We start from the raw sequence: 18,490 nt of genomic DNA on the forward strand, positions 1-18,490 counted from the left end.
GGGGGGGGGGGGGGGCGCCTTTCGTGCGTGCACGCGGTCGGCGTGCCGGAACGCGGCGGCATTCCCAGCCTGGTTCCTCTCGCTAATATTCGTGGGCGAGGACTTCAGTCCTGGCCGCCGAGCCCCTGATTTTTCTCCTTCAAAAGAATCTCATCGCGCCCGGGAATAAAGCGCGGGGCTGCAGGGTCTTCACTGTAGCGGGCCAATCTGACGGCCCGCGCCGAGGAAACGAAACAAGGACCTAGCCAAAATGACCAAGCTCGCTCTCAGCGTGGCTGCCATGATGCTTGCCTCGAGCGCTGCCTTCGCCGGCAGCGATCATGGCGCCAACAACGCCAACCAGCCGGTCGCTCCGGTCGACACCAATGCCACCGGCTCGATCGCCTACACCGCACGCCCCAATGGCGCCGACACCAAGATAAAGACGGGGCCGAGCCAGGGGTCGGTGCAGGACATCATCACCAGACACAACAACGACAGCCTCTGGGGTCGCTGAATTCATGGGGCCGGGCCGGCTCCCGACGGGTACCGGCCTCTCCTCGTCGTTCCTTCCAGGACTTTGGCCATTCGCGACTTTAGCCACCACCTCGAACAGGAGATCACCATGTTCACCATGACACGCCGCACAGTGCTTGGCACCGCCGCCGCTGCTGCTGCCTTCGGCCTTGCCGGCAAGCTTGAATTCATCCGTCCGGCCTTCGCGCAAGCTCCGGTGGAGCCCACCGTCGGCTTCTACGGATACAAAGTCGGCGATATCGAGATCACCGCCATCTATGACGGCATCTGGCGCAAGCCGCACGACCCGGCCTTCATCAAGGATGTCTCGGTCGAGGACACCAAGGCAGCACTCGCCAAAGCGGGGCTGACCACCGACTTCATGCCCATCCCGCTCACTGTCGTCGTGCTCAAGATGGGCGGCAAGCTGATCATGATGGATGCCGGCTCGGGCGTCGGCCAGTGGCAGGCCAATGCCACGCATCTGCCGGCCAACATGGCCGCGGCCGGCATCGACTACAACGCGATCGACACCGTCATGATCTCGCATTTCCACCCCGATCATGTCTGGGGCCTGATGGAAAAGGGCACCAACGCGCCGGTGTTCCCCAATGCCGAGCTCATCGTCAACGCCACCGAATACAAGTGGTGGACCGACCCAAGCCGGCTGGCCAAGCTGCCCGAGGGCCGCAAGCCGGCGGGCAAGCGCATCGCCGAGAACTTTCCGAAATGGAAGAACTGGAAGCTGGTCGAGGACGGCGCCGAGGTCACGCCCGGCATCCAGATCATCGCCGCGCCCGGCCACACACCAGGCCATTCTGTCTACCTGGCCAACTCCGGCAAGGAGCAGATCATGATCTCGGCCGACACTATGTATGTGCCGGCGCTGCTGGCGCCGCATCCGGAGTGGCAGGGCGCTTACGACCAGGACGGACCGACGGCAATCGCCACGCGCCACAAGATCATCGACCGGGTGATATCGGACAATATCCGCATTTCCGGGTCGCACTTCCCGTTCCCGGGCACCTGCACCTTCGTCAAGGACGGCAAGGCATACGGATTTACCCCGGTCCAGATCTGAGCACGAGCTTCCAACGCAAGCGAGAAAGACAATGAAACGATCCCTTTTGAGCAGAAATGCCCTGTCGGGCAGACATGCCCTGTTCGGCCTGCTCGGCGCCATTGCCGTGCTGACCGTGCTTCCCGTTGCGACAATCATGCCGGCCCATGCGGTCGACGACATCGAAGGCGCCGACGCGCCGGATCTCACCGCCATCAAGGCCAAGATCGATGCCAAGGACTATTCCGGCGCATTGGCCGAGCTGCGCGATCTGGCGCAGGACACGCAGCAGGCGGACGTCTACAACCTGCTCGGCTTCACCCTGCGCAAGACCGGCGACTACAAGACCGCGCTCACCTACTACACCAAGGCGCTGGAGCTGAAGCCCGACCACAGAGCCGCCCGCGAATATCTGGGCGAGCTCTATGTCGAGACCGGCGACATGGACAAGGCCAAGGAGCAGCTGGCCTCCCTGCAGCAGCTGTGCCCGGCCGGGTGCGACGAGCTTTCCGACCTGCGGCAGGCCATCGACACCAAGGTGACGAAGTAGGACCTTTTCTCTTCCCCACAAATGGGGAGAGCTGGCTCGGCGTAGCCGAGACGGAGCAGGGGCGTTGGCACCGAACTCGCCCCTTCGTCCACCACGGTTGGGCGCTCGTGGCTGGCGCGCTTTGCCGGAGCCGGCATCCTCTCCCTCGCGCCGGCTCCGGCCTTTTCAACATCAGGCGCTTGGCGCCTGCCCGTGCCAAAAAGATCGGAGGCTGACCATGACATTGACCGAACGCTCCGCGAAGCTGCAGGGTCTTGCCGCTAAATACCACCTCGGGGACGTGGGCCTGCTTGCCGGCCGCCTGCTTCTGTCTCTCATCTTTTTGCATGAGGGCGCCACGCTGGCCGCCCATTTCAATGCCGCCGCCAAAGCCATGGCAGCGCTTGGTGTCAACCTGCCGCTGTTTGTCGCCACCGTAGCGTTGCAACTGGGGGCAGGGCTCTCCCTCGCGTCAGGCCTGCTGACGCGGCTTGGCGCCATCGCGCTCGGCCTGTTCTGTTTGGCAACGGCCATGCTGTTCCACACCAATTTCGGCAGCCAGAACGAACTGCTGCATTTCGAAAAGGACCTGGCGATATCGGGCGGCATGTTCGTGCTGGCCGTTGCCGGGGCCGGCAGGGTCTCGCTGGACCGGCTGTTGGCGCTCCATCTGCGGCAGCGCCAGCGCGGCGAGGACATGCCGGCCGCGTTGCCCACAGCGGAGACCCAATTGCCAGTGGACGTGAAGCAGCTGGTTTGAACGGCGCCGCCTTCGCATTCGCCCAGCGGAGCGCCGCGCCTATTTCCCGCGCTTTGCTGGAACCAGCCTTGACCCCCCGCATTGCTTTAGCAGGGGCTCAAGGAGCGCGGCGTGAAAGCATTGTTGGGACTGGTCTGCGGTTTCGTTTTGACCCTTGCGGTGTTCGGTAGCGGTCTGGCCTTCGCCGTCTGGCTAATCACCGCGAACCCACCGCGCCAGGCACCGGCCACCGTCAGTATGGCGGAGCTTTGGACCAAAACGGCGCGGCCGGTGGACAGAACGGCGCAGAATCTCGAGCGCCTGCCGGCCGAGCAGCCCGCGCCCGCCAATATCGAGCCCAAGCGCCAGGCCGGGGAGACCGATCCCACCGCCACCGGCGCCATCGCGCCCGCCACGGCCGAACTGCCGCAGCCGCATGTCGCCTGGTGCGCGAGCCGCTACCGCTCCTACCGGCCGCAGGACAACAGCTACATGTCCTATAGCGGGCAGCAGCGCCCCTGCATCTCGCCCTATCTCGACGCCGACCGTGCCGCGCCGCCCGCCGCCGAGGCCAGCTACGTCGAGGACAACGGCACTGGGCCGGGCGCCTATGCGGCCGCTGGCGATGATGACCATGTCGCCTCCTGCTTCAGCCGCTACCGCTCCTACCGCCCGGAAGACAACAGCTACCAGCCCTATTCCGGCGGGCCGAGGCGGCAATGCCAATAGCGGGCGCTGCGCTTTCCGGCTGCATTCCACGCAAAATTCCACTCCGGCAAGGGTTTCTACCACGCTGCCTACCACGCCCACACAAACACCACGCCCTTATCAAGCCGCCAACAGCGCAACAACGGACCGAGACGGTCGTGCGCTGAACGACCTGTCACTGCAAGATCCAGTGGGATCGCGGTTGGCCGGTTTCGCCTGAAACAACAAACACGGTCCCATGAACGCGGGCGGGCGGCGCGTCGGGGCCAAATGTCAACTTCAAAAGATGGAAACCGAAATGAAGAAGATCGTATTGACCGTTGCCTCGTTGTTGTTCGCCTCCGGCATGGCTTTTGCCGGCAGCGACCACTTTGGCTCCGACTTCATCCCTGCCGCAAGCAGCTATCCAACCGCCCATGCCATGATGTCGGGCGGCGCCAAGGCGGTTGTCCCGAGCGTCACAAACAGCATCACTGACAGCGCAATGGGGGCAAACTCGAACTCCGACATGCCTGCACAGGGCTATGGTCAGGGCGTCTGGGGACGCTGACAACAAAGCCGGCCGCCGCGGCCGGCATCCAGGCGGCGGGGGGACCCGCCGCCTGGATCATTTCGCTCCATGACCGGGCTCTGCCCGGCGCGCCTCGTGTCATCCCAATCTCCAACGACCCGGCCCGGCGATCACGCAAATTCTTTGGATCGTTCGGAGGCGGGCGGCGTTCAGATGCTACCCAATGGAGGATTTGAGAAATGGGCGACGACCAACGGCATGGGAAAATCCGGGAGCGCGCCTATCGGATCTGGGAGCGCGAAGGCGGCGGCGACCCCGAGCAGCACTGGCATCGCGCGGAGGCCGAGATCGACAGGGAGCTGTCGATGGCGGCGGGCAACGCGCCGCCGCGCGAGATTGCCAGCACCGACGTGCTTACGGTCGAGGAGCTGGCCATGCGCACCGGCATATCAGGCAAGCAGGCACAGGACCTGATCGACAGGCTGGGCAACGACCGCGCCGCGATCGAACAGGCAGCACTCGGGCTGAAGGGCAAGCGGCGGCGAAATCCCGGTCAGGGAGAGGCCAAATGATCCGCAAACTCAAGGACGGAAAATACCGGCTCTATTCGCGCAAGAAGGATGAGAAGACGGGCAAGCGACGGAACCTGGGGACTTTCGATAGCCGCGAGGCGGCGGAGAAGCATGAGCGCGAGGTGCAGTATTTCAAGCGCCATTGAGGAAATCGACTCGTTGGTCCTTTATTCTCGGCGTTGTCCCTGCCGCTCACAAAATCCGACCCACCAATTGTAGGCTGCATTGGATTTTGGAACACGAGGCAGATGCCAATCGTGATGCGAAGATGCGGCCCTTGCCCTCGCCACGAGGACATATAGGGCATATAGTTGAAGATCGCCGGCTCGGACCTGACAAGCTGGCGATTGAGAGCGGAGACGTCGCTTTAACTACGGCGCGCTTCTAACTCGGGTTGTTTCACACGCTCTCATAATTGCCCGCCGCGGCCGGCCTCTGCTTTGCGCGATCCCGGTCGCTATTGCATCTATCACTGAAGGAGAACTGAGCTTTTCACTGGAGGAGAAGTCGTCATGCATTACCTTCCCAGACGTGAATTCATCGTTCAAGGCGGGGCAGCCCTCGCAGCGTTGGCGTCCTTTCAATCGCGGATTGCCTCTGCCTTTCCAAGCCGGGCCGGCGAGGAAGTCATCAAATGGTTGGATCAGCTGCCGCCGAACCCGGTTCCGGAAGTCATCAAAAATCAGCTGGTGTGGGAGGATCTCGATTCCTGGGTGACGCCCAACGACAAGTTCTTTTCAATCGCGCATTTCGACCGGCCGGTGATCGACGAAAGCACCTGGAAACTCGAAATCGGCGGCTCCGTTAAAAAGCCGACAACCCTGACGCTCGCCGACATCAAGGCTCGACCGCGCCAGGAAGTCACCTTCACGGTCGAATGTTCGGGCAATACCGGTCTGCCGTTTTTCAATGGCGGCATTGGCAATGCGCGCTGGGCGGGCACGCCGCTCGCGCCGATCCTCACGGAGGCCGGAGTCCTCGACACTGGTATCGAGGTCGTCTTCTGGGGCACCGATAAAGGGGAAATCAAGCGGGCCGACGACGTCAAGTTCACGCAGAATTTTGCGCGCAGCATGTCACTTCCCGACGCCATGGATCCCAAAAACATCCTTTGCTACGAGATGAATGGGTCCCCCTTGCCTCCTGACAACGGCTTCCCGCTGCGGCTGATTGCGCCGGGATGGTACGGGATCGCGAACGTCAAATGGATCAAGCGCATAGACGTGAACGATCAGCGCTTCGAGAACCGGTTCATGGGACGCGATTATGTCACGCTGCGCGAGGAAGACCACAACGGCGAGACAGTATGGGTGGAAACTTCGGTCGGGCGGGCGAGGCTGAAATCGGCACCGGCCCGGGTCACTCATATCGGCGATGACTACCGGATCGTCGGGGCCGCCTGGGGCGCACCGGTCGACCGGGTCGAGGTGAAGATCGATGACGGGCCATGGATGCCGGCGGCCATCGACGAAACCGACAAGGCGGACTTTGCCTGGAAACTATGGTCCGTCGACTGGCCCAAGCCTTCCGCCGGAGAGCACGCCGTCACCTCGCGCGCGGTTGATACGGGAGGGCAGGTCCAACCCGCAATGGACGATCCCATCATTGCCAAGAAGCATACCTATTGGGAAAGCAACGGTCAGGTGACGCGACGTATCAACATTCACTGACTGGCGGGCAGTCGTATCAAAGTGTCTGAGAGCGATGTGCCCCCATGTCTTTGGCATGGGGTCACCCACATCCGACCAGGCGCCGGCCTGAAGCTGGCCAGAGACGATGCGATGACGACTCCATCGCAGCGCCAAGAGCGGTGTTTAGTGACCTGCGCGGACGCGGAGAAAACTTGAACGGCTGGCGTTCCTCGTCCTTCGCCGAGCCCGGTGGCCGTCACCGAGCTCGACTTTATGCGCGACGAGGACGGCGCCACGCCGTGACCCAATGGACCAAGGACCAGCTGAAAGGAGTGCCGGAGCACCGAGACTGAAGGGCCCGACCGTGGCCCTTTTCGAAAGGAGAGTGAGATGATCCGAAAGTGCCCGGACAAGGGCAATTCGCCGTGCCTGAGGGTGGTAGTGCTTAGTGACTTCGGCCAACCGAGAGTCTAGGCTGGCATCGGTTCTGTCAGCGCGAAGACCGTCACATGCCCCGCTTTCTTGCCGTCTACACCATGAAGCCTGAAGACCTTGCCCGCTTTCGCAGCCTGCCCAAGCCCGAGCAAGATGCGATTGATAGCGTCGGCCTACAGCAGTGGACGGACTGGGAGGAGAGAAATGCCGCATCTTTCCCCGATCGCGGCGGCATGGTCGGGAGGACGACGCGCGTTACCAAGGATGGGGTCGCAGACGCCGTGAACCCTTTCTGCGGCTACATTGTCGTCGAGGCCGATACAATCGATGCCGCCGCCCGCCTGTTCGAAAGCCATCCGCATTTCACCGTCTTCCCGGGAGACGGCGTGGACATCATGCCTTTCGTCACTGACCCTCAATGACTTGAAACTCCGGCTGTCGCTTTCTGATGTCGAAGGCTGTCTGTCAGCTCTCGGGGAACTTTTCCCCCGCGGAACCGATCCTGGCGGTTCGCGTCAGATTCAGGTTGAGAGCACGCTGACTTCCTGAAGTCCCCAAAACGTTTCCGGCCCCTTTGAGTTCTCGGGGAGGGATCGTTGGGGCGGCGCTGATCAAGCCGGTCGCGCCTCTTCGACGTTGCGCGCGCTCCAATGGCGCCAGATGACGGGAATGGTCAGAACCAGGCCGAGTAGGGACGAATAGAGTTCGGGCGCCACCAGAAGCAGGGCGGCCAAGACCAGCAACACGTTTTCCCATGGCCGGGTGCGCACGAGCAGGTAGCGCGAGAGGGCGGCCCCCAGGCAGGTGATGCCGAGCACGCAGCCAAAGAAAGCCAGGAAGAAGTTCGGCCAGGTGAAATCTTTCGTCACCAGCAGAAGCGACGGCGAGAAGACAAAGACAAAGGGCACCAGCGCCTTGCCGAGCCCGAGCCGAAAGGCAGTGTTGCCGGTCTTGAATGGATCAGCTCCCGCCATGCCGGCGGCAGCGTAGGCAGCCAGCGCAACCGGCGGCGTGATGTCAGCCAGCAGGCCATAATAGAAAACGAAGAAGTGGGCGACGATCGGCTCGGTGCCGAGCATCACCAGTGCCGGCGCGGCAATCGTCACCATGATGATGTAGTTCGCTGTCGTCGGGATGCCGCAACCCATCAGGATGCAGACCACGCCGGTCATGATCAGCGTGAACAAAAGGGTCAGCCCGTGCGTCGAGAAGATCGCTTCGGGGATAAAGGTGCCGAACAGCAGCGACAGATGGCCTGCCGTCGAAGTGACGATGTAGGACAGCTTGAAGCCGACGCCGGTCAGGGTGACGACGCCGACGACGATGCCGACCGTGGCGGCGGCAGCGCCGACGGCGAGCGCATACTTGGCGCCGTCGCGCAGGCACACCACGATGTCGGCGACAGACATGCGCCGGCGCGGGTTAAACAGGCCGACCAGGATGCACAGGGTAATGCCCCAGAAGGCAGCCATGTAAGGCGTATAACCCGCAAGAAGCACGCCGATCAGGACGACGAGAGGGATGATGGTCGGCCAGTCCCGTTTCAATGCCTCGACCACGTCGGGCATCTCGTCCGGCCGCAGGCCGCGCAAGCCGGTGCGCTTGGCCTCGAAATGCACCTGCATGAACACGCCGAAGAAGTGCATGAAGGCCGGCACTATCGCTGCCAGGATGATGGTCGTGTAGGGCAGTTCGAGGAACTCGATCATCAGGAAGGCGGCGGCTCCCATGATCGGCGGCGTCACCTGCCCGCCGGTGGAGGAAGCCGCCTCCACCGCGGCGGCGAAATGCTTCTTGTAGCCGAGCCGGATCATCGCCGGGATGGTAAGCGAGCCGACGGTGACGGTGTTGGCGACCGACGAGCCAGAGATCATGCCAAACAGGGCCGAGCCGAAGATCGATACCTTGGCCGGACCACCGGCGTAGCGGCCGGCGACCCATGCCGCGCAGTCGAGAAAGAGCTGGCCGAGACCGATGCGGGTGGCGAAGACGCCAAACAGGACGAAGTGGAAAACGTAGGTGGCGACGACGCCGAGCGCGATGCCGTAGATGCCTTGCGTCGTCAGGTAGAGGTGGTCGACGAGCTGGGAGACGGACGCGCCGGGATGCACCAGGATGCTCGGCATATAGGGGCCGAACAGCGCATAAGCCATGAAGAGGATGGCGATGATGGGCAGCGGGATGCCGACGGACCGGCGCGTCGCTTCCAGCAGGAGCAGAATGAGGGTCAGCCCGAGCACCACGTCCGTCGTCGTGGGGTTGCCGACGCGGAAGGCAAGATCGTCGAGCGGGATCATCGGCACGTGCAGGACCGCTATCACCGCGGCAAGCGCCAGCAGCCAGTCGAAAACCGGTATGCCGAGCGGCCGCAGAAAGCTGGATTGGGCGGGCTGGTCGTAGCCCTTCTTCACCAGAGGGAAGACGAGGAAGATCAGCGACAGCACCATCGACAGGTGGATGCCCCGGTGCAGCATCTCCTGCAGCAAGCCGAATCCAGCCGTGTAATAGTGAAACAGCGACAAGGCCACCAGGAGGAAGCCGACCAGCCAGCCGGCGGCCCGGGTCAGCGGCCGGAACCGGATCTCGGAGTCGAATTTCTCCTCCAGTTCGCGAGCCTTTTCCTCGTCGAACTCCATGCCGGAAAGCCTGATTTTGTCGTCGTCGCTCATAGTCGGTTCCGTATCCTGAATCCCCAGACAAACGAGGCGGAAAGCACGCCTTCCGCCTCGTTGTCGCCAGTCTGTTGATGGCCTCTTATTTCAGGGCGCCGACTTCCTTGTAGAATTTCTCCGCGCCCGGATGGAACGGAATGCCGGCGCTGGTGACCGCGTTCTGGAGCGTGATCAGCTTGCCCTTGGCATGACCAGCCTGCAGCGCCTTCTGGGTCTCGTCGCTGTAGAGCGACTTGACGATCTTGTAGATGAGGTCATCGGTCTGCTTGGCGCTGGTCACCCATTGCGCGGCGACCGAAATGGTCTTGGTCTCGCCGACATTCTTGTAGGTGCCCGCGGGCACGATGTCGGTCGAGAAGAACTTCTGTTCGGACAGGAGCTTGTCGGCCTCGGGGCCGGTGATCGGCACCAGCGTGATGTTCTTGGTGCTGGCAAGCTCGACGATGGCGCCGGTCGGATAGCCGCCGACGAAGAAATAGGCGTCCATGGCGCCGTCCTGCAGGCGCTCGCCGGCCGGGCCGGGCTTGAGATATTCGGGCTTTACGTCCTTCTCCGTTAGACCGTAGGCGCCGAGCACCAGGCGCGCATCAACGATGGTGCCGGAACCCGGCTCGTCGAGGGAGACGCGCTTGCCCTTCAGATCCGCCACAGTCTTGATGCCGGCGTCGGCGCGCGCGACCAGATGGATGGTTTCAGGATAGAGCGTCGCAATGAGGCGCAGATCCTCTACCTTGGGCTTGCCCTCGTAGAGGCCGGTGCCCGAATGCGCCCAGTAGGCGACATCGGATTGCGTGAAGCCCGATTCGGAAGCGCCCGACTGGATGGCGCTGATGTTGGCCACCGAACCGTTGGAGGACGTGGCGCTGGCAACCAGGCCCTCGACGCCGGCCGGCCCCGTCGCCGAGATCGCGTTGGCGATCAGCCCGCCCACCGGATAGTAGGTGCCGGACGTGCCGCCGGTGCCGATACGGAAAAAAGCCTGCTGCGCGCGCGCCGGCGAAAACCCTGCCGCGGCCAGCGCCAAAGTGCCCGCGCCGACGGAAAAGACGCGACGGTTGATCGAAACAGTCATACTACCTCCCGGTCAAAGATCGGCAGGATGTTGCATCAACCCAAGGATTGTCAACCTGCGCGCGCCTTTCGGGAGGGGATCTGTCGTCGCTGGCGGTGCCCCCTCCCTGTTGCCGTCATGGCGCATTTTGAGATCTAGCTTGTCGATTGAACGGCGGTAATCCGCTTGCTGACGCGGCGCTATCAACACATTCCGCGTGTTGTCAGCCGGCATCCGCAACTGGCGGTTAGCCGACCCTCCAATTTCTGGCGGCTTCCAAGGTGCCAGCCGTCTTTATTAACCATTTGTTAACCATTCGGCCGGCACCCTTTAACCATTGAGTAAGGATTCGCCAGCCGTGACCTTTGCCGCTCCCCTGGAGACCAAATCCATTCGCTTTCGCGCCCGTTCGTTCGTCGCTTTCACGCTGACGCCGGAGGCGCCGATCGGTGCTTGGCTGGAGGGGCTGGATCATTGGATCGGCAATTCGCCGGGCTATTTCTCAGGGCGGCCGGTGGTGCTCGATCTCAATGCGCTGAAGCCTGCGGCCGACGAGATCGCGGCGCTGGTCGCTTCGCTCGGCACGCGTGGCATCCGGGTCTATGCCATCGAGCTCGAAGGGGCCTCGCTCGGGCCCGAGCTGCCGCCGCTGCTGGCCGGCGCCAAGGAGGCCACTTCAGATGGCCTGCTGGCGCAGCCCGGCCGCAACGGCAAGGCAGGCCTGGCGGAAGAGGCCGGCAAGACGGAAGCGGTGTCTTCGGAACGCGGCAAGGAAACGGGCAAGCCCGACGAGGGCAGGGCCGAGGCTGGAAGGGTCAAGGCAGCCAAGACAGAACAGCAAGCCGGCGCGGCGGAGCCGGCCCTGGCCGGAACGCTGATGGTCAAGTCGCCCCTTCGCTCGGGCCAGTCGATCTTTCATCCGCATGGCGATGTCATCGTGCTTGGATCGGTCGCTTCCGGTTCCGAGATCATTGCGGCGGGCTCGATCCATGTCTACGGCACGCTGCGCGGCCGCGCCATTGCGGGCTCGGAAGGCAATATTTCGGCGCGCATCTTCTGCCGCAGGAACGAGGCCGAACTGCTCGCCATCGACGGCTGGTACACCACGGCGGAGGACATGGAAGGCGCCTCGCGCGGCAAGCCGGTGCAGGCCTTCCTCGAAGACGGCGTGCTGCGCGTCGTGCCGCTGAACTAGGGCGCCGGGATGAAAACGCCGGACCAGTTCTTGTTTTGCGCGACCGCGAACAGGACGTTCAGGTCCGCAAGGTTGGGACCGGTTTCGCGTGGGATGATGGCAGGTTCCAACAATAGCCGTGCGATGCACGGAGCAATAACAAACGACAACATCAGGCGACGGAGGCTTTTTTCATGGGCAAGGTAGTGGTGGTCACCTCAGGCAAGGGAGGTGTCGGCAAGACGACCTCGACGGCCGCATTGGGGGCCGCGGTCGCCAGGACCGGCAAGAAAGTGGCGCTGGTCGATTTCGACGTCGGCCTGCGCAATCTCGACCTGATCATGGGCGCCGAACGGCGCGTGGTGTTCGACCTCGTCAATGTCATCCAGGGCACGGCCAAGCTGTCGCAGGCGCTGATCCGCGACAAGCGCGTCGATACGCTGTTCCTGCTGCCGGCCTCGCAGACGCGCGACAAGGACGCGCTGACCGAAGAAGGCGTCGGCGAGGTGATCGAGAAGCTGCGCTCGGTGTTTGACTATGTGTTCTGCGACAGCCCGGCCGGCATCGAGCGCGGCGCGCAGCTCGCCATGCGCTTCGCTGACGAGGCGGTCATCGTCACCAATCCGGAAGTGTCGTCGGTGCGCGATTCCGACCGCATCATCGGCCTGCTCGACGCCCGCACCATGCGTGCCGAACAGGGCGAGCAAATCGCCAAGCACGTGCTGGTGACGCGTTACGATGCCGGCCGCGCGGCTCGCGGCGAGATGCTGTCCATCGACGACGTGCTGGAAATCCTGTCGGTGCCGCTGCTCGGCATCATCCCGGAGAGCCAGGATGTGCTCAGGGCCTCCAACCTCGGTTCGCCGGTGACGCTGAGCGATCCGCTGAACGCCGCCGCCAAAGCCTATATCGAAGCGGCGCGGAGACTGGAAGGCGAAGACCTGCCGGTCGTGGTTCCCTTCGAGCGCAAGGGCTTCCTCGACAGGCTGCTCGGAAGGAGGGCGGCATGAACATTCTCGACCTCTTCAAGCGGCGCTCCAGCGCGCCCGTGGCGCGTGAGCGGCTGCAGGTGCTGCTCGCCTACGAACGCCGCAGCCGTGGCCAGCCCGATCTCGTCTCCGTGCTGCGCGAGGAGATCATGGCCGTCATCGCCAAGCACGTGCAGATCGACCAGGACTATCTGCAAATCTCGATGGACCGCGGCGAGACCATGTCGACGCTGGAAATCGACATCCAGATCCCCAACAAAAGCGCCGTGCCGCTGGCCATGGCGGGCTGACTTTTACCCTCCCCTTGTGGGGAGGGTCGCTGCAAGCAGCGGGCGGAGTTGGCGCGGCGCTACAGGACGAGCATCCTCCAGCGCCAGCGCCTCAGTCCTACCTTCCACGAGGGGAAGGTAGGATCCAGGATTTTCCGCATCAGATTCCACCCAGAAATTGGGTGCGTCAATTCTGCAAAAAGACGGCCGCGGCACTGGTCGCCCGCCGCATCCCAATCCCAAATGTCCAACTTTACGCTCCCCCTAATGGGGGGCTTCCCCTGCGCAATCAGTGGATGTAAGCATACATATTAGCCAATTATTAAATACTGAATGGGGTATGCGTAAAGGGCATTCGTTATGAATTTCAAGGGTCTGATCAAGCGTGCCGAAGACGTAGATGATGCACTCCAGGAGCTGCAGGCCGATCTGGCGGACGCTCTGGATGCCAGCCTCGATACCGAATACGACGCGCCGCCGGACAGCGGCTATATCCCAGATTCCGCGCCAGGAGCCGAGGCCTCGGCACCCGAGGCCAATGCGGATGATGCGGATAATCCGGACGGCGCGGGCAACGCCGACGATACCGAAACCGCACCACGACTGACGCCCCATACCCAGACCCGGATGGCGGCATTGAGTGCCTTCGAAGGGATGTTCCATGACGCCAGGAACTATATGGACGAGATCAACGGCAAATTGTCGGAGATCGCTACCTCACACCATTTGACGCGCGAGTTCCTCAACATCCTCCACACCGATATTCTTCGCGCCAACGAGCTGGAGCTCGCAAATGGCGACCTGGTCGCGGAACAAAGAACGCTGTCGGAAAAGCTGCACGACACGGCAAGAAAGCTGCGCGAGCGTGAAAGCGCCTGCGAATTGCTGCAACAGCGCGAGACAAGCCTGGTCCAGGACAGGGAGGCGCTTCGCGCAGCGCTCGCAGCGGCCAGGCTGGAACTTGCCGAAACGGCCAATGCGGGCGCAAAACGCGACGCGGAGTTCGGCGACATCGCCAAGCGGCTGACGGCCAGGGCGGTCGAGGCCAACAGGCGCCTGCGCGAGAGCAAGATGCTGCGGGAAAAACATGTCAGCCTGTCGATCGAGCTTGATAAGGCGCTGAAGCGGGAAACCCAGACGCGCCACAGGCTCGACGAGCTCTCGACGATCCATGCCAGCGAAGCAGCGCGGCTTGCCGAACTGCTGGCCGCGCTCGGCAAGAGCGAGAAGGAGGAGATAAGGCTCCAGAAGTCACTCGAGACTGCCCAGGCAAAGCTGTCGGAAATGACCGAAGCGGCCAGCATGATGGAAGGCGACAGGCAAGCTGAACTCGCGCGCAGCCAGATGGAAATGCGCGGATTGCGTTCCGAGATCCAGGACCTGCAATCACGGCTGGAGCGGGCCTCGCACGAGAACAGCGAGGCCACAGCCGAGATCGCCAGGCTCAAGACCGACTTGAACGACACCCTGGCCGAAAAGAAAATCGCCGATCAAAAGTTGTCCTCGCTCACCGACGAGAACGAAAACGACAAGACGAGCCTTTCGAAAGCGAACGCCAATCTTTCGCAGCTTGCGCTGCAACAAGCATCGGAACAGATACAGCTGGATGTCCAGAGGCAGGAATGCGAGGACCTCAAAGCTGAAATCGCGTCGCTCAATGCCCGGATCAAGGAATTGCTGCCTTACGAGCGGCTCCACAAGGCCACCAACGGCAGATCGCGCGAGGCCGACGTGGTCGACATCGCCGCCGTGGTGGCGGAGAAAGCCCGTGGAACGGGCAGGCGGCGCATCCGCAGGAACCTCCGCGCCACGCCGTAGCTCATTTCGCCGGCATGGCCGCAGGTCCCGCTGCGGGGCAGCGTTCCGCGCCCGCTGCCTCAACGCGATCGCACGCCGCCGCCGCGGCGCAAATCGCTGAACTGAGGGAGCGGAAGGCCGTCCGTCAAGACGGCGCCAAGCCATCTGCTTGGCTGCGAAGCGTTAGCCGCAGCAAGGTTGGGGTCCGGCCGAAGGTCCGCAGCAGGCCTTGGCTTTCCTTTCCTCCTCCAGCCAGCGGTCACGCGGCTTGCAGCTTGCCGGCCGCGGCGAAAGCTCGACATGCACCGCATCACCGGCGAGCCGGGGAAGCGCGGCGCGGTAGAGCTGCATCGGGCGCACGCCGTCGCTGACTTCGAAAGTAAGCTTGGCGGAATGGTCGAGGCCGACATGCTCCGTCACCTTGCGGATGATCGCCGAGAATTTCCCGGCCGGCATATGCGTGCGGTCCTCCTCGACGTCCCAGAGCTGCACGAAGATCTCGGCCCAGGATTCCGGGTTTGCACCGCAGTCCAGCGCAGCGAACTGGCCGGCCTTCACCTCGGTGACGTGGTAACCAGGCCTCACCGGCCGGCCGTCGTAGAAGAACACCAGGCGCCGGTCCTCGTAGCCCGCCAGAAACTCCAGCAAGCCAGCGATGGTGATGTCGTCGGGATCAACGACGTCAGCGGGTTCAAATTCCCGATTGTCAGAAACGAGCATGTGCGGTAAATCCTTGTTTCAACATTTTTAGGATTGTTGAAATATGGATGAACGTCAAGCCCTTTCCGCCTTTGCGGCTCTTTCGCAAGAAACGCGCCTGCGCATCCTGCGGCATCTGGTGATCGCCGGTCCGGACGGGATTGCCGCGGGCGCCATCGCCGAAAAAGTCGAGGTCTCGGCCTCGAATGTGAGCTTCCACCTGAAGGAGCTCGAGCGGGCAGGGCTGATCAGCGTGCGGCGCGCTTCGCGCTCCATGGTCTACAGCGCCGAATATGACACGTTGAGCGGCCTCATCCGTTTCCTGATGGAGGATTGCTGCTCCGGCCGGCTGGAGATCCGCGCTTCGGCGTTGGCTCCAGACTGCTGCGCCGCCGATGTGAAGGGACCGGTTCAGTGATCGTCGCGCCGACAGCCCGGGCGATCGTCCCGACCGCGCCGCATCAGCAATCCGAAATCCAACCTCTTGCCGTCGAGGCCAAGCCATGACCGCTACGATCTACCACAATCCCGACTGCGGCACCTCGCGCAACACGCTTGCCATGATCCAGGCGAGCGGCGAGAAGCCTGACATCATCGAGTATCTGAAACATCCGCCCAGCCGGGACCGCTTGCGCCAGCTTGTCGCCGCCATGGGAATTCCGGCGCGCGCTCTGCTGCGCGAAAAGGGTACGCCCTATGCCGAACTCGGCCTGGGTGACGCCAAATGGACCGATGAACAGCTGATCGACGCCATGCTGAGGCATCCGATCCTGATCAACCGGCCGATCGTCGAGACGCCCAAGGGGACGCGGCTGTGCCGTCCGTCCGAGCTCGTGCTCGATCTGCTCGACCATCCGGTGGTCCGCTTCACCAAGGAAGATGGCGAGGTAGTGAACCATGACCGTGGCATCAAGTGATCGAAGCCTTTCCGATCTCGAAGTCCCGGAGCGCTCGCCGCTGGCCGCCATTGCCGCCCTCGGCGTCACCCAGATCATCGGCTACGGCACGCTGTACTACAGTTTCAGCATTCTCGCCGCCGATATGGCCAGCGATCTGGGCTGGCCGACCGAATGGATTTTCGGCGCGCTCTCGGCGGCTCTGCTGGTTGGCGGGCTGACGGCGCCCTGGCTCGGAAACTGGATCGACCGCTTCGGCGCCGGCAAGATCATGACCGTCGGCTCGATCCTTGCCGCGGCTGCGCTCGCCGCCTGTGCCTACGCGCCGGCGGCCGGGGCCTTCGTGGCGGCGCTGATCGTGCTGGAAGTGGCATCGAACCTGGTCCAGTACGGCGCCGCTTTCGCGCTCCTTGTGCAGATAAGGCCGCGTGCAGCGCAACGCAGCATCACCTATCTCACCCTCATCGCCGGCTTCGCATCGACCGTGTTCTGGCCGATCACCTCGGCCCTGCACGCGCAGATGTCATGGCGAACCGTCTATCTCGTCTTCGCGGGGCTGAACCTGCTCGTCTGCCTGCCGCTGCACGCCTGGCTCTCGCACGGGCTGGCCAAGAGCAGGCGCTCGGCGACCGAGCCGCCACGGCATGTCCAGGGATCGCTTCCGGCCTCGGCGCGGCCGCTCGGCTTCGCGTTGATGGTCATCGCCTTCTCGCTGCAGAACCTGCTTGGCGCCGCTGTCCTGGTGCATATGGTGCCGCTGCTTTCCGGACTTGGCCTCGGGGCGACCGCTGCCGTCGTCGGAACGCTGTTCGGGCCGTCACAAGTGTTGAGCCGCTTCATCAACATGATCTTCGGTATCAACCTGCCGCCATTGACGCTGGCCATCATCTCGGCCGGCCTGATGACGAGCGGGGTCGTCGTGCTGAACTGCACGGCGCCTTCCGTCGCAGGCGCGATGGTTTTCGCCGTCGTCTTCGGCATGGGCAACGGGCTTTTCAGCATCGTCATCGGCGCCCTGCCGCTGACATTGTTCGGCAGTGTGGACTATGGCCGGCTGCAGGGGCGCGTCACATCGGCCCGGCTGCTCGTTTCCGCCGTTGCACCCTTTGCGCTGGCCTTCGCCATCGTCCATGTCGGCATTGCCTTGTCGCTGGCGGCGATGGCATTTCTGGGCGGTGCCGCGCTGCTGGTCCTGACGTCGATCATGAGACTGCCGAACGCGCGCAACGGCCGCGTCTGAGGGCGGCCGGCTCGTCCGGCCCTTTCTTGCCCCATCGAGATGCCGGTCCTGCCTCACGACGGACGGGCCGGTTCGCCCTATCTCCCATGACGCAGCGTTTGCCTGATGGCGCACGGAGGACGGGATCAAGTGACATCGACGCCGGTTGTCGGTCGTGAAGCGGCGCCTTTGCCCGTGATGGCGCTGTTGGGGGCCATGGTGTCGATCCAGATCGGCGCTACTTTCGCCAAGAGCCTGTTTCCGGTGATCGGCGCGCAGGGCACGACGACGCTGAGGCTGGTCGTCGGCGCGCTGATGCTGATCGCCGTGCTGCGGCCCTGGCAGATGCGGCCTTCGCGCGCCACCATGCCGTGGCTGGTCGCTTATGGGGTAACGCTGTGCGCGCTCAACCTCCTGTTCTACGCCGCGCTCGCCACGATTCCGCTCGGCGTCGCGGTGGCGCTGGAATTTTCAGGACCGCTGCTGGTGGCGACGCTGACCTCGCGGCGGGCGGGCGACTTTGCCTGGATCGCATTGGCGGTCGCCGGCATCGTGCTGTTGTCACCCTTCATCCGTTCGCTCCAGCCGCTCGATCCGACCGGGGTGATGCTGGCGCTGGCGGCCGGCGGTTTCTGGGCCCTCTACATCGTGCTGGCGCAGAAGGCGGGCGCCGAACTCGGCACCCGCACCACCGCCTATGGCATGGCGATCGCCGCCGTGCTGGTGCTTCCTTTCGGCGTGGCGCAGGCGGGAGCGGGCCTGCTCGCGCCGTCGATCCTGGTCAGTGCCTTGCTCGTCGGCCTGTTCTCGAGCGCGCTGCCGTTCTTTCTGGAGATGGTGGCGCTGACCCGGATGCCGGCCCGCATCTACGGCACGCTGACCTGCCTGGAGCCAGGATTGGGCGCGCTGGCCGGCTTCCTGTTCCTGCATGAGAGCCTGACCGCGCCGCAACTGGCCGGCATCGCCGCCGTCATCGTCGCGGCCGCCGGCACCGCGCTGACCTCGAAGCCGCCGGTGCCGTCGCCGGAGTAGGGCCGATCAACG

The 18,490-nt window shown here is 63.5% G+C and carries 21 protein-coding genes and 1 pseudogene; 19 read left to right on the top strand and 3 right to left on the bottom strand.

Translation table 11 applies throughout. The features are described 5' to 3' along the window. Nucleotides 1-250 precede the first annotated feature (250 nt). The 11 genes and pseudogenes from LB541_RS27990 to LB541_RS28040 all read left to right on the top strand — a co-directional run bounded on the left by LB541_RS27990 (nucleotide 251) and on the right by LB541_RS28040 (nucleotide 7,102). Nucleotides 251-496 (top strand): DUF680 domain-containing protein, encoded by a 246-nt coding sequence (locus tag LB541_RS27990; RefSeq protein ID WP_140499012.1) that lies wholly within the window; start codon nucleotides 251-253, stop codon nucleotides 494-496. A 108-nt stretch (nucleotides 497-604) separates the two neighbouring features. After that, nucleotides 605-1,576: an MBL fold metallo-hydrolase gene (locus tag LB541_RS27995; RefSeq protein ID WP_224620079.1), complete on the top strand. Its 972-nt coding sequence runs from the start codon at nucleotides 605-607 to the stop codon at nucleotides 1,574-1,576. A gap of 31 nt (nucleotides 1,577-1,607) precedes the next feature. Continuing rightward, nucleotides 1,608-2,105 (top strand): tetratricopeptide repeat protein, encoded by a 498-nt coding sequence (locus LB541_RS28000; protein WP_140521451.1) that lies wholly within the window; start codon nucleotides 1,608-1,610, stop codon nucleotides 2,103-2,105. A 217-nt stretch (nucleotides 2,106-2,322) separates the two neighbouring features. Then, complete coding sequence (locus LB541_RS28005) at nucleotides 2,323-2,844, top strand: DoxX family protein (RefSeq protein ID WP_140521452.1); 522 nt, start codon at nucleotides 2,323-2,325, stop codon at nucleotides 2,842-2,844. 111 nt (nucleotides 2,845-2,955) lie between these two features. Further along, a complete protein-coding gene (locus LB541_RS28010; protein ID WP_140521453.1) occupies nucleotides 2,956-3,552 on the top strand; it encodes a BA14K family protein in 597 nt (198 codons plus the stop codon). A gap of 277 nt (nucleotides 3,553-3,829) precedes the next feature. After that, complete coding sequence (locus LB541_RS28015) at nucleotides 3,830-4,081, top strand: hypothetical protein (RefSeq protein WP_140521454.1); 252 nt, start codon at nucleotides 3,830-3,832, stop codon at nucleotides 4,079-4,081. Nucleotides 4,082-4,281: 200 nt separating this feature from the next. Beyond that, nucleotides 4,282-4,614: a DUF2934 domain-containing protein gene (locus LB541_RS28020; RefSeq protein WP_140521455.1), complete on the top strand. Its 333-nt coding sequence runs from the start codon at nucleotides 4,282-4,284 to the stop codon at nucleotides 4,612-4,614. Beyond that, a complete protein-coding gene (locus LB541_RS28025) occupies nucleotides 4,611-4,760 on the top strand; it encodes a hypothetical protein (RefSeq protein WP_127204769.1) in 150 nt (49 codons plus the stop codon). Before LB541_RS28020 ends, LB541_RS28025 begins: the two co-directional genes overlap by 4 nt. Before the next feature lie 366 nt (nucleotides 4,761-5,126). Continuing rightward, nucleotides 5,127-6,284, top strand: a complete 1,158-nt coding sequence (locus LB541_RS28030; RefSeq protein ID WP_140516107.1) for a sulfite oxidase — start codon at nucleotides 5,127-5,129, stop codon at nucleotides 6,282-6,284. Nucleotides 6,285-6,503: 219 nt separating this feature from the next. Then, a pseudogene (locus LB541_RS28035) lies at nucleotides 6,504-6,598 on the top strand (PRC-barrel domain containing protein); the annotation flags it as partial. Between the two features lie 156 nt (nucleotides 6,599-6,754). Continuing rightward, on the top strand, nucleotides 6,755-7,102 hold the full coding sequence (locus LB541_RS28040; protein ID WP_140500147.1) for a hypothetical protein: 348 nt from the start codon (nucleotides 6,755-6,757) through the stop codon (nucleotides 7,100-7,102). Nucleotides 7,103-7,291: 189 nt separating this feature from the next. Here LB541_RS28040 and LB541_RS28045 read toward each other — a convergent pair whose 3' ends face one another. Together LB541_RS28045 and LB541_RS28050 are read right to left on the bottom strand one after the other, a co-directional pair. Beyond that, the gene (locus LB541_RS28045; protein WP_140521456.1) at nucleotides 7,292-9,349 is read right to left on the bottom strand and encodes a TRAP transporter permease; all 2,058 of its coding nucleotides are present in this window, start codon (nucleotides 9,347-9,349) and stop codon (nucleotides 7,292-7,294) included. A gap of 85 nt (nucleotides 9,350-9,434) precedes the next feature. Continuing rightward, complete coding sequence (locus tag LB541_RS28050; RefSeq protein ID WP_140516103.1) at nucleotides 9,435-10,424, bottom strand: TAXI family TRAP transporter solute-binding subunit; 990 nt, start codon at nucleotides 10,422-10,424, stop codon at nucleotides 9,435-9,437. 337 nt (nucleotides 10,425-10,761) lie between these two features. On the opposite strand from LB541_RS28050, the gene minC reads away from it, so the two are divergent. The 4 genes from minC (at nucleotide 10,762) to LB541_RS28070 (ending at nucleotide 14,653) form a co-directional block, all read left to right on the top strand. After that, nucleotides 10,762-11,598: a septum site-determining protein MinC gene (gene minC, locus LB541_RS28055; RefSeq protein WP_140521457.1), complete on the top strand. Its 837-nt coding sequence runs from the start codon at nucleotides 10,762-10,764 to the stop codon at nucleotides 11,596-11,598. A 173-nt stretch (nucleotides 11,599-11,771) separates the two neighbouring features. Beyond that, nucleotides 11,772-12,587, top strand: a complete 816-nt coding sequence (minD, locus tag LB541_RS28060; protein ID WP_140500139.1) for a septum site-determining protein MinD — start codon at nucleotides 11,772-11,774, stop codon at nucleotides 12,585-12,587. Further along, entirely contained in the window at nucleotides 12,584-12,856 is a 273-nt protein-coding gene (minE, locus tag LB541_RS28065) for a cell division topological specificity factor MinE (RefSeq protein ID WP_140500137.1), read from the top strand. The genes minD and minE overlap by 4 nt, the downstream gene beginning before the upstream one ends. A gap of 339 nt (nucleotides 12,857-13,195) precedes the next feature. Next, nucleotides 13,196-14,653: a hypothetical protein gene (locus LB541_RS28070; protein ID WP_140500135.1), complete on the top strand. Its 1,458-nt coding sequence runs from the start codon at nucleotides 13,196-13,198 to the stop codon at nucleotides 14,651-14,653. A 162-nt stretch (nucleotides 14,654-14,815) separates the two neighbouring features. Here LB541_RS28070 and LB541_RS28075 read toward each other — a convergent pair whose 3' ends face one another. After that, nucleotides 14,816-15,352 (bottom strand): DUF6428 family protein, encoded by a 537-nt coding sequence (locus LB541_RS28075; protein ID WP_140516099.1) that lies wholly within the window; start codon nucleotides 15,350-15,352, stop codon nucleotides 14,816-14,818. Nucleotides 15,353-15,395: 43 nt separating this feature from the next. On the opposite strand from LB541_RS28075, the gene LB541_RS28080 reads away from it, so the two are divergent. The 4 genes from LB541_RS28080 to LB541_RS28095 all read left to right on the top strand — a co-directional run bounded on the left by LB541_RS28080 (nucleotide 15,396) and on the right by LB541_RS28095 (nucleotide 18,478). Continuing rightward, nucleotides 15,396-15,749 carry an ArsR/SmtB family transcription factor gene (locus LB541_RS28080; RefSeq protein ID WP_140500133.1) on the top strand — a complete coding sequence of 118 codons (354 nt, stop codon included), beginning with the start codon at nucleotides 15,396-15,398 and terminating at the stop codon, nucleotides 15,747-15,749. A gap of 85 nt (nucleotides 15,750-15,834) precedes the next feature. After that, a complete protein-coding gene (gene arsC / locus LB541_RS28085) occupies nucleotides 15,835-16,248 on the top strand; it encodes an arsenate reductase (glutaredoxin) (RefSeq protein WP_140500131.1) in 414 nt (137 codons plus the stop codon). Continuing rightward, nucleotides 16,229-17,467, top strand: a complete 1,239-nt coding sequence (gene arsK / locus LB541_RS28090) for an arsenite efflux MFS transporter ArsK (RefSeq protein WP_140582461.1) — start codon at nucleotides 16,229-16,231, stop codon at nucleotides 17,465-17,467. Before arsC ends, arsK begins: the two co-directional genes overlap by 20 nt. Nucleotides 17,468-17,596: 129 nt before the next feature. Beyond that, on the top strand, nucleotides 17,597-18,478 hold the full coding sequence (locus LB541_RS28095) for an EamA family transporter (protein WP_140582458.1): 882 nt from the start codon (nucleotides 17,597-17,599) through the stop codon (nucleotides 18,476-18,478). The last annotated feature ends 12 nt before the right edge of the window (nucleotides 18,479-18,490 follow it).

Origin of the sequence: Mesorhizobium sp. BR1-1-15 (assembly GCF_020165475.1) — a bacterium.
Taxonomy (GTDB): domain Bacteria; phylum Pseudomonadota; class Alphaproteobacteria; order Rhizobiales; family Rhizobiaceae; genus Mesorhizobium.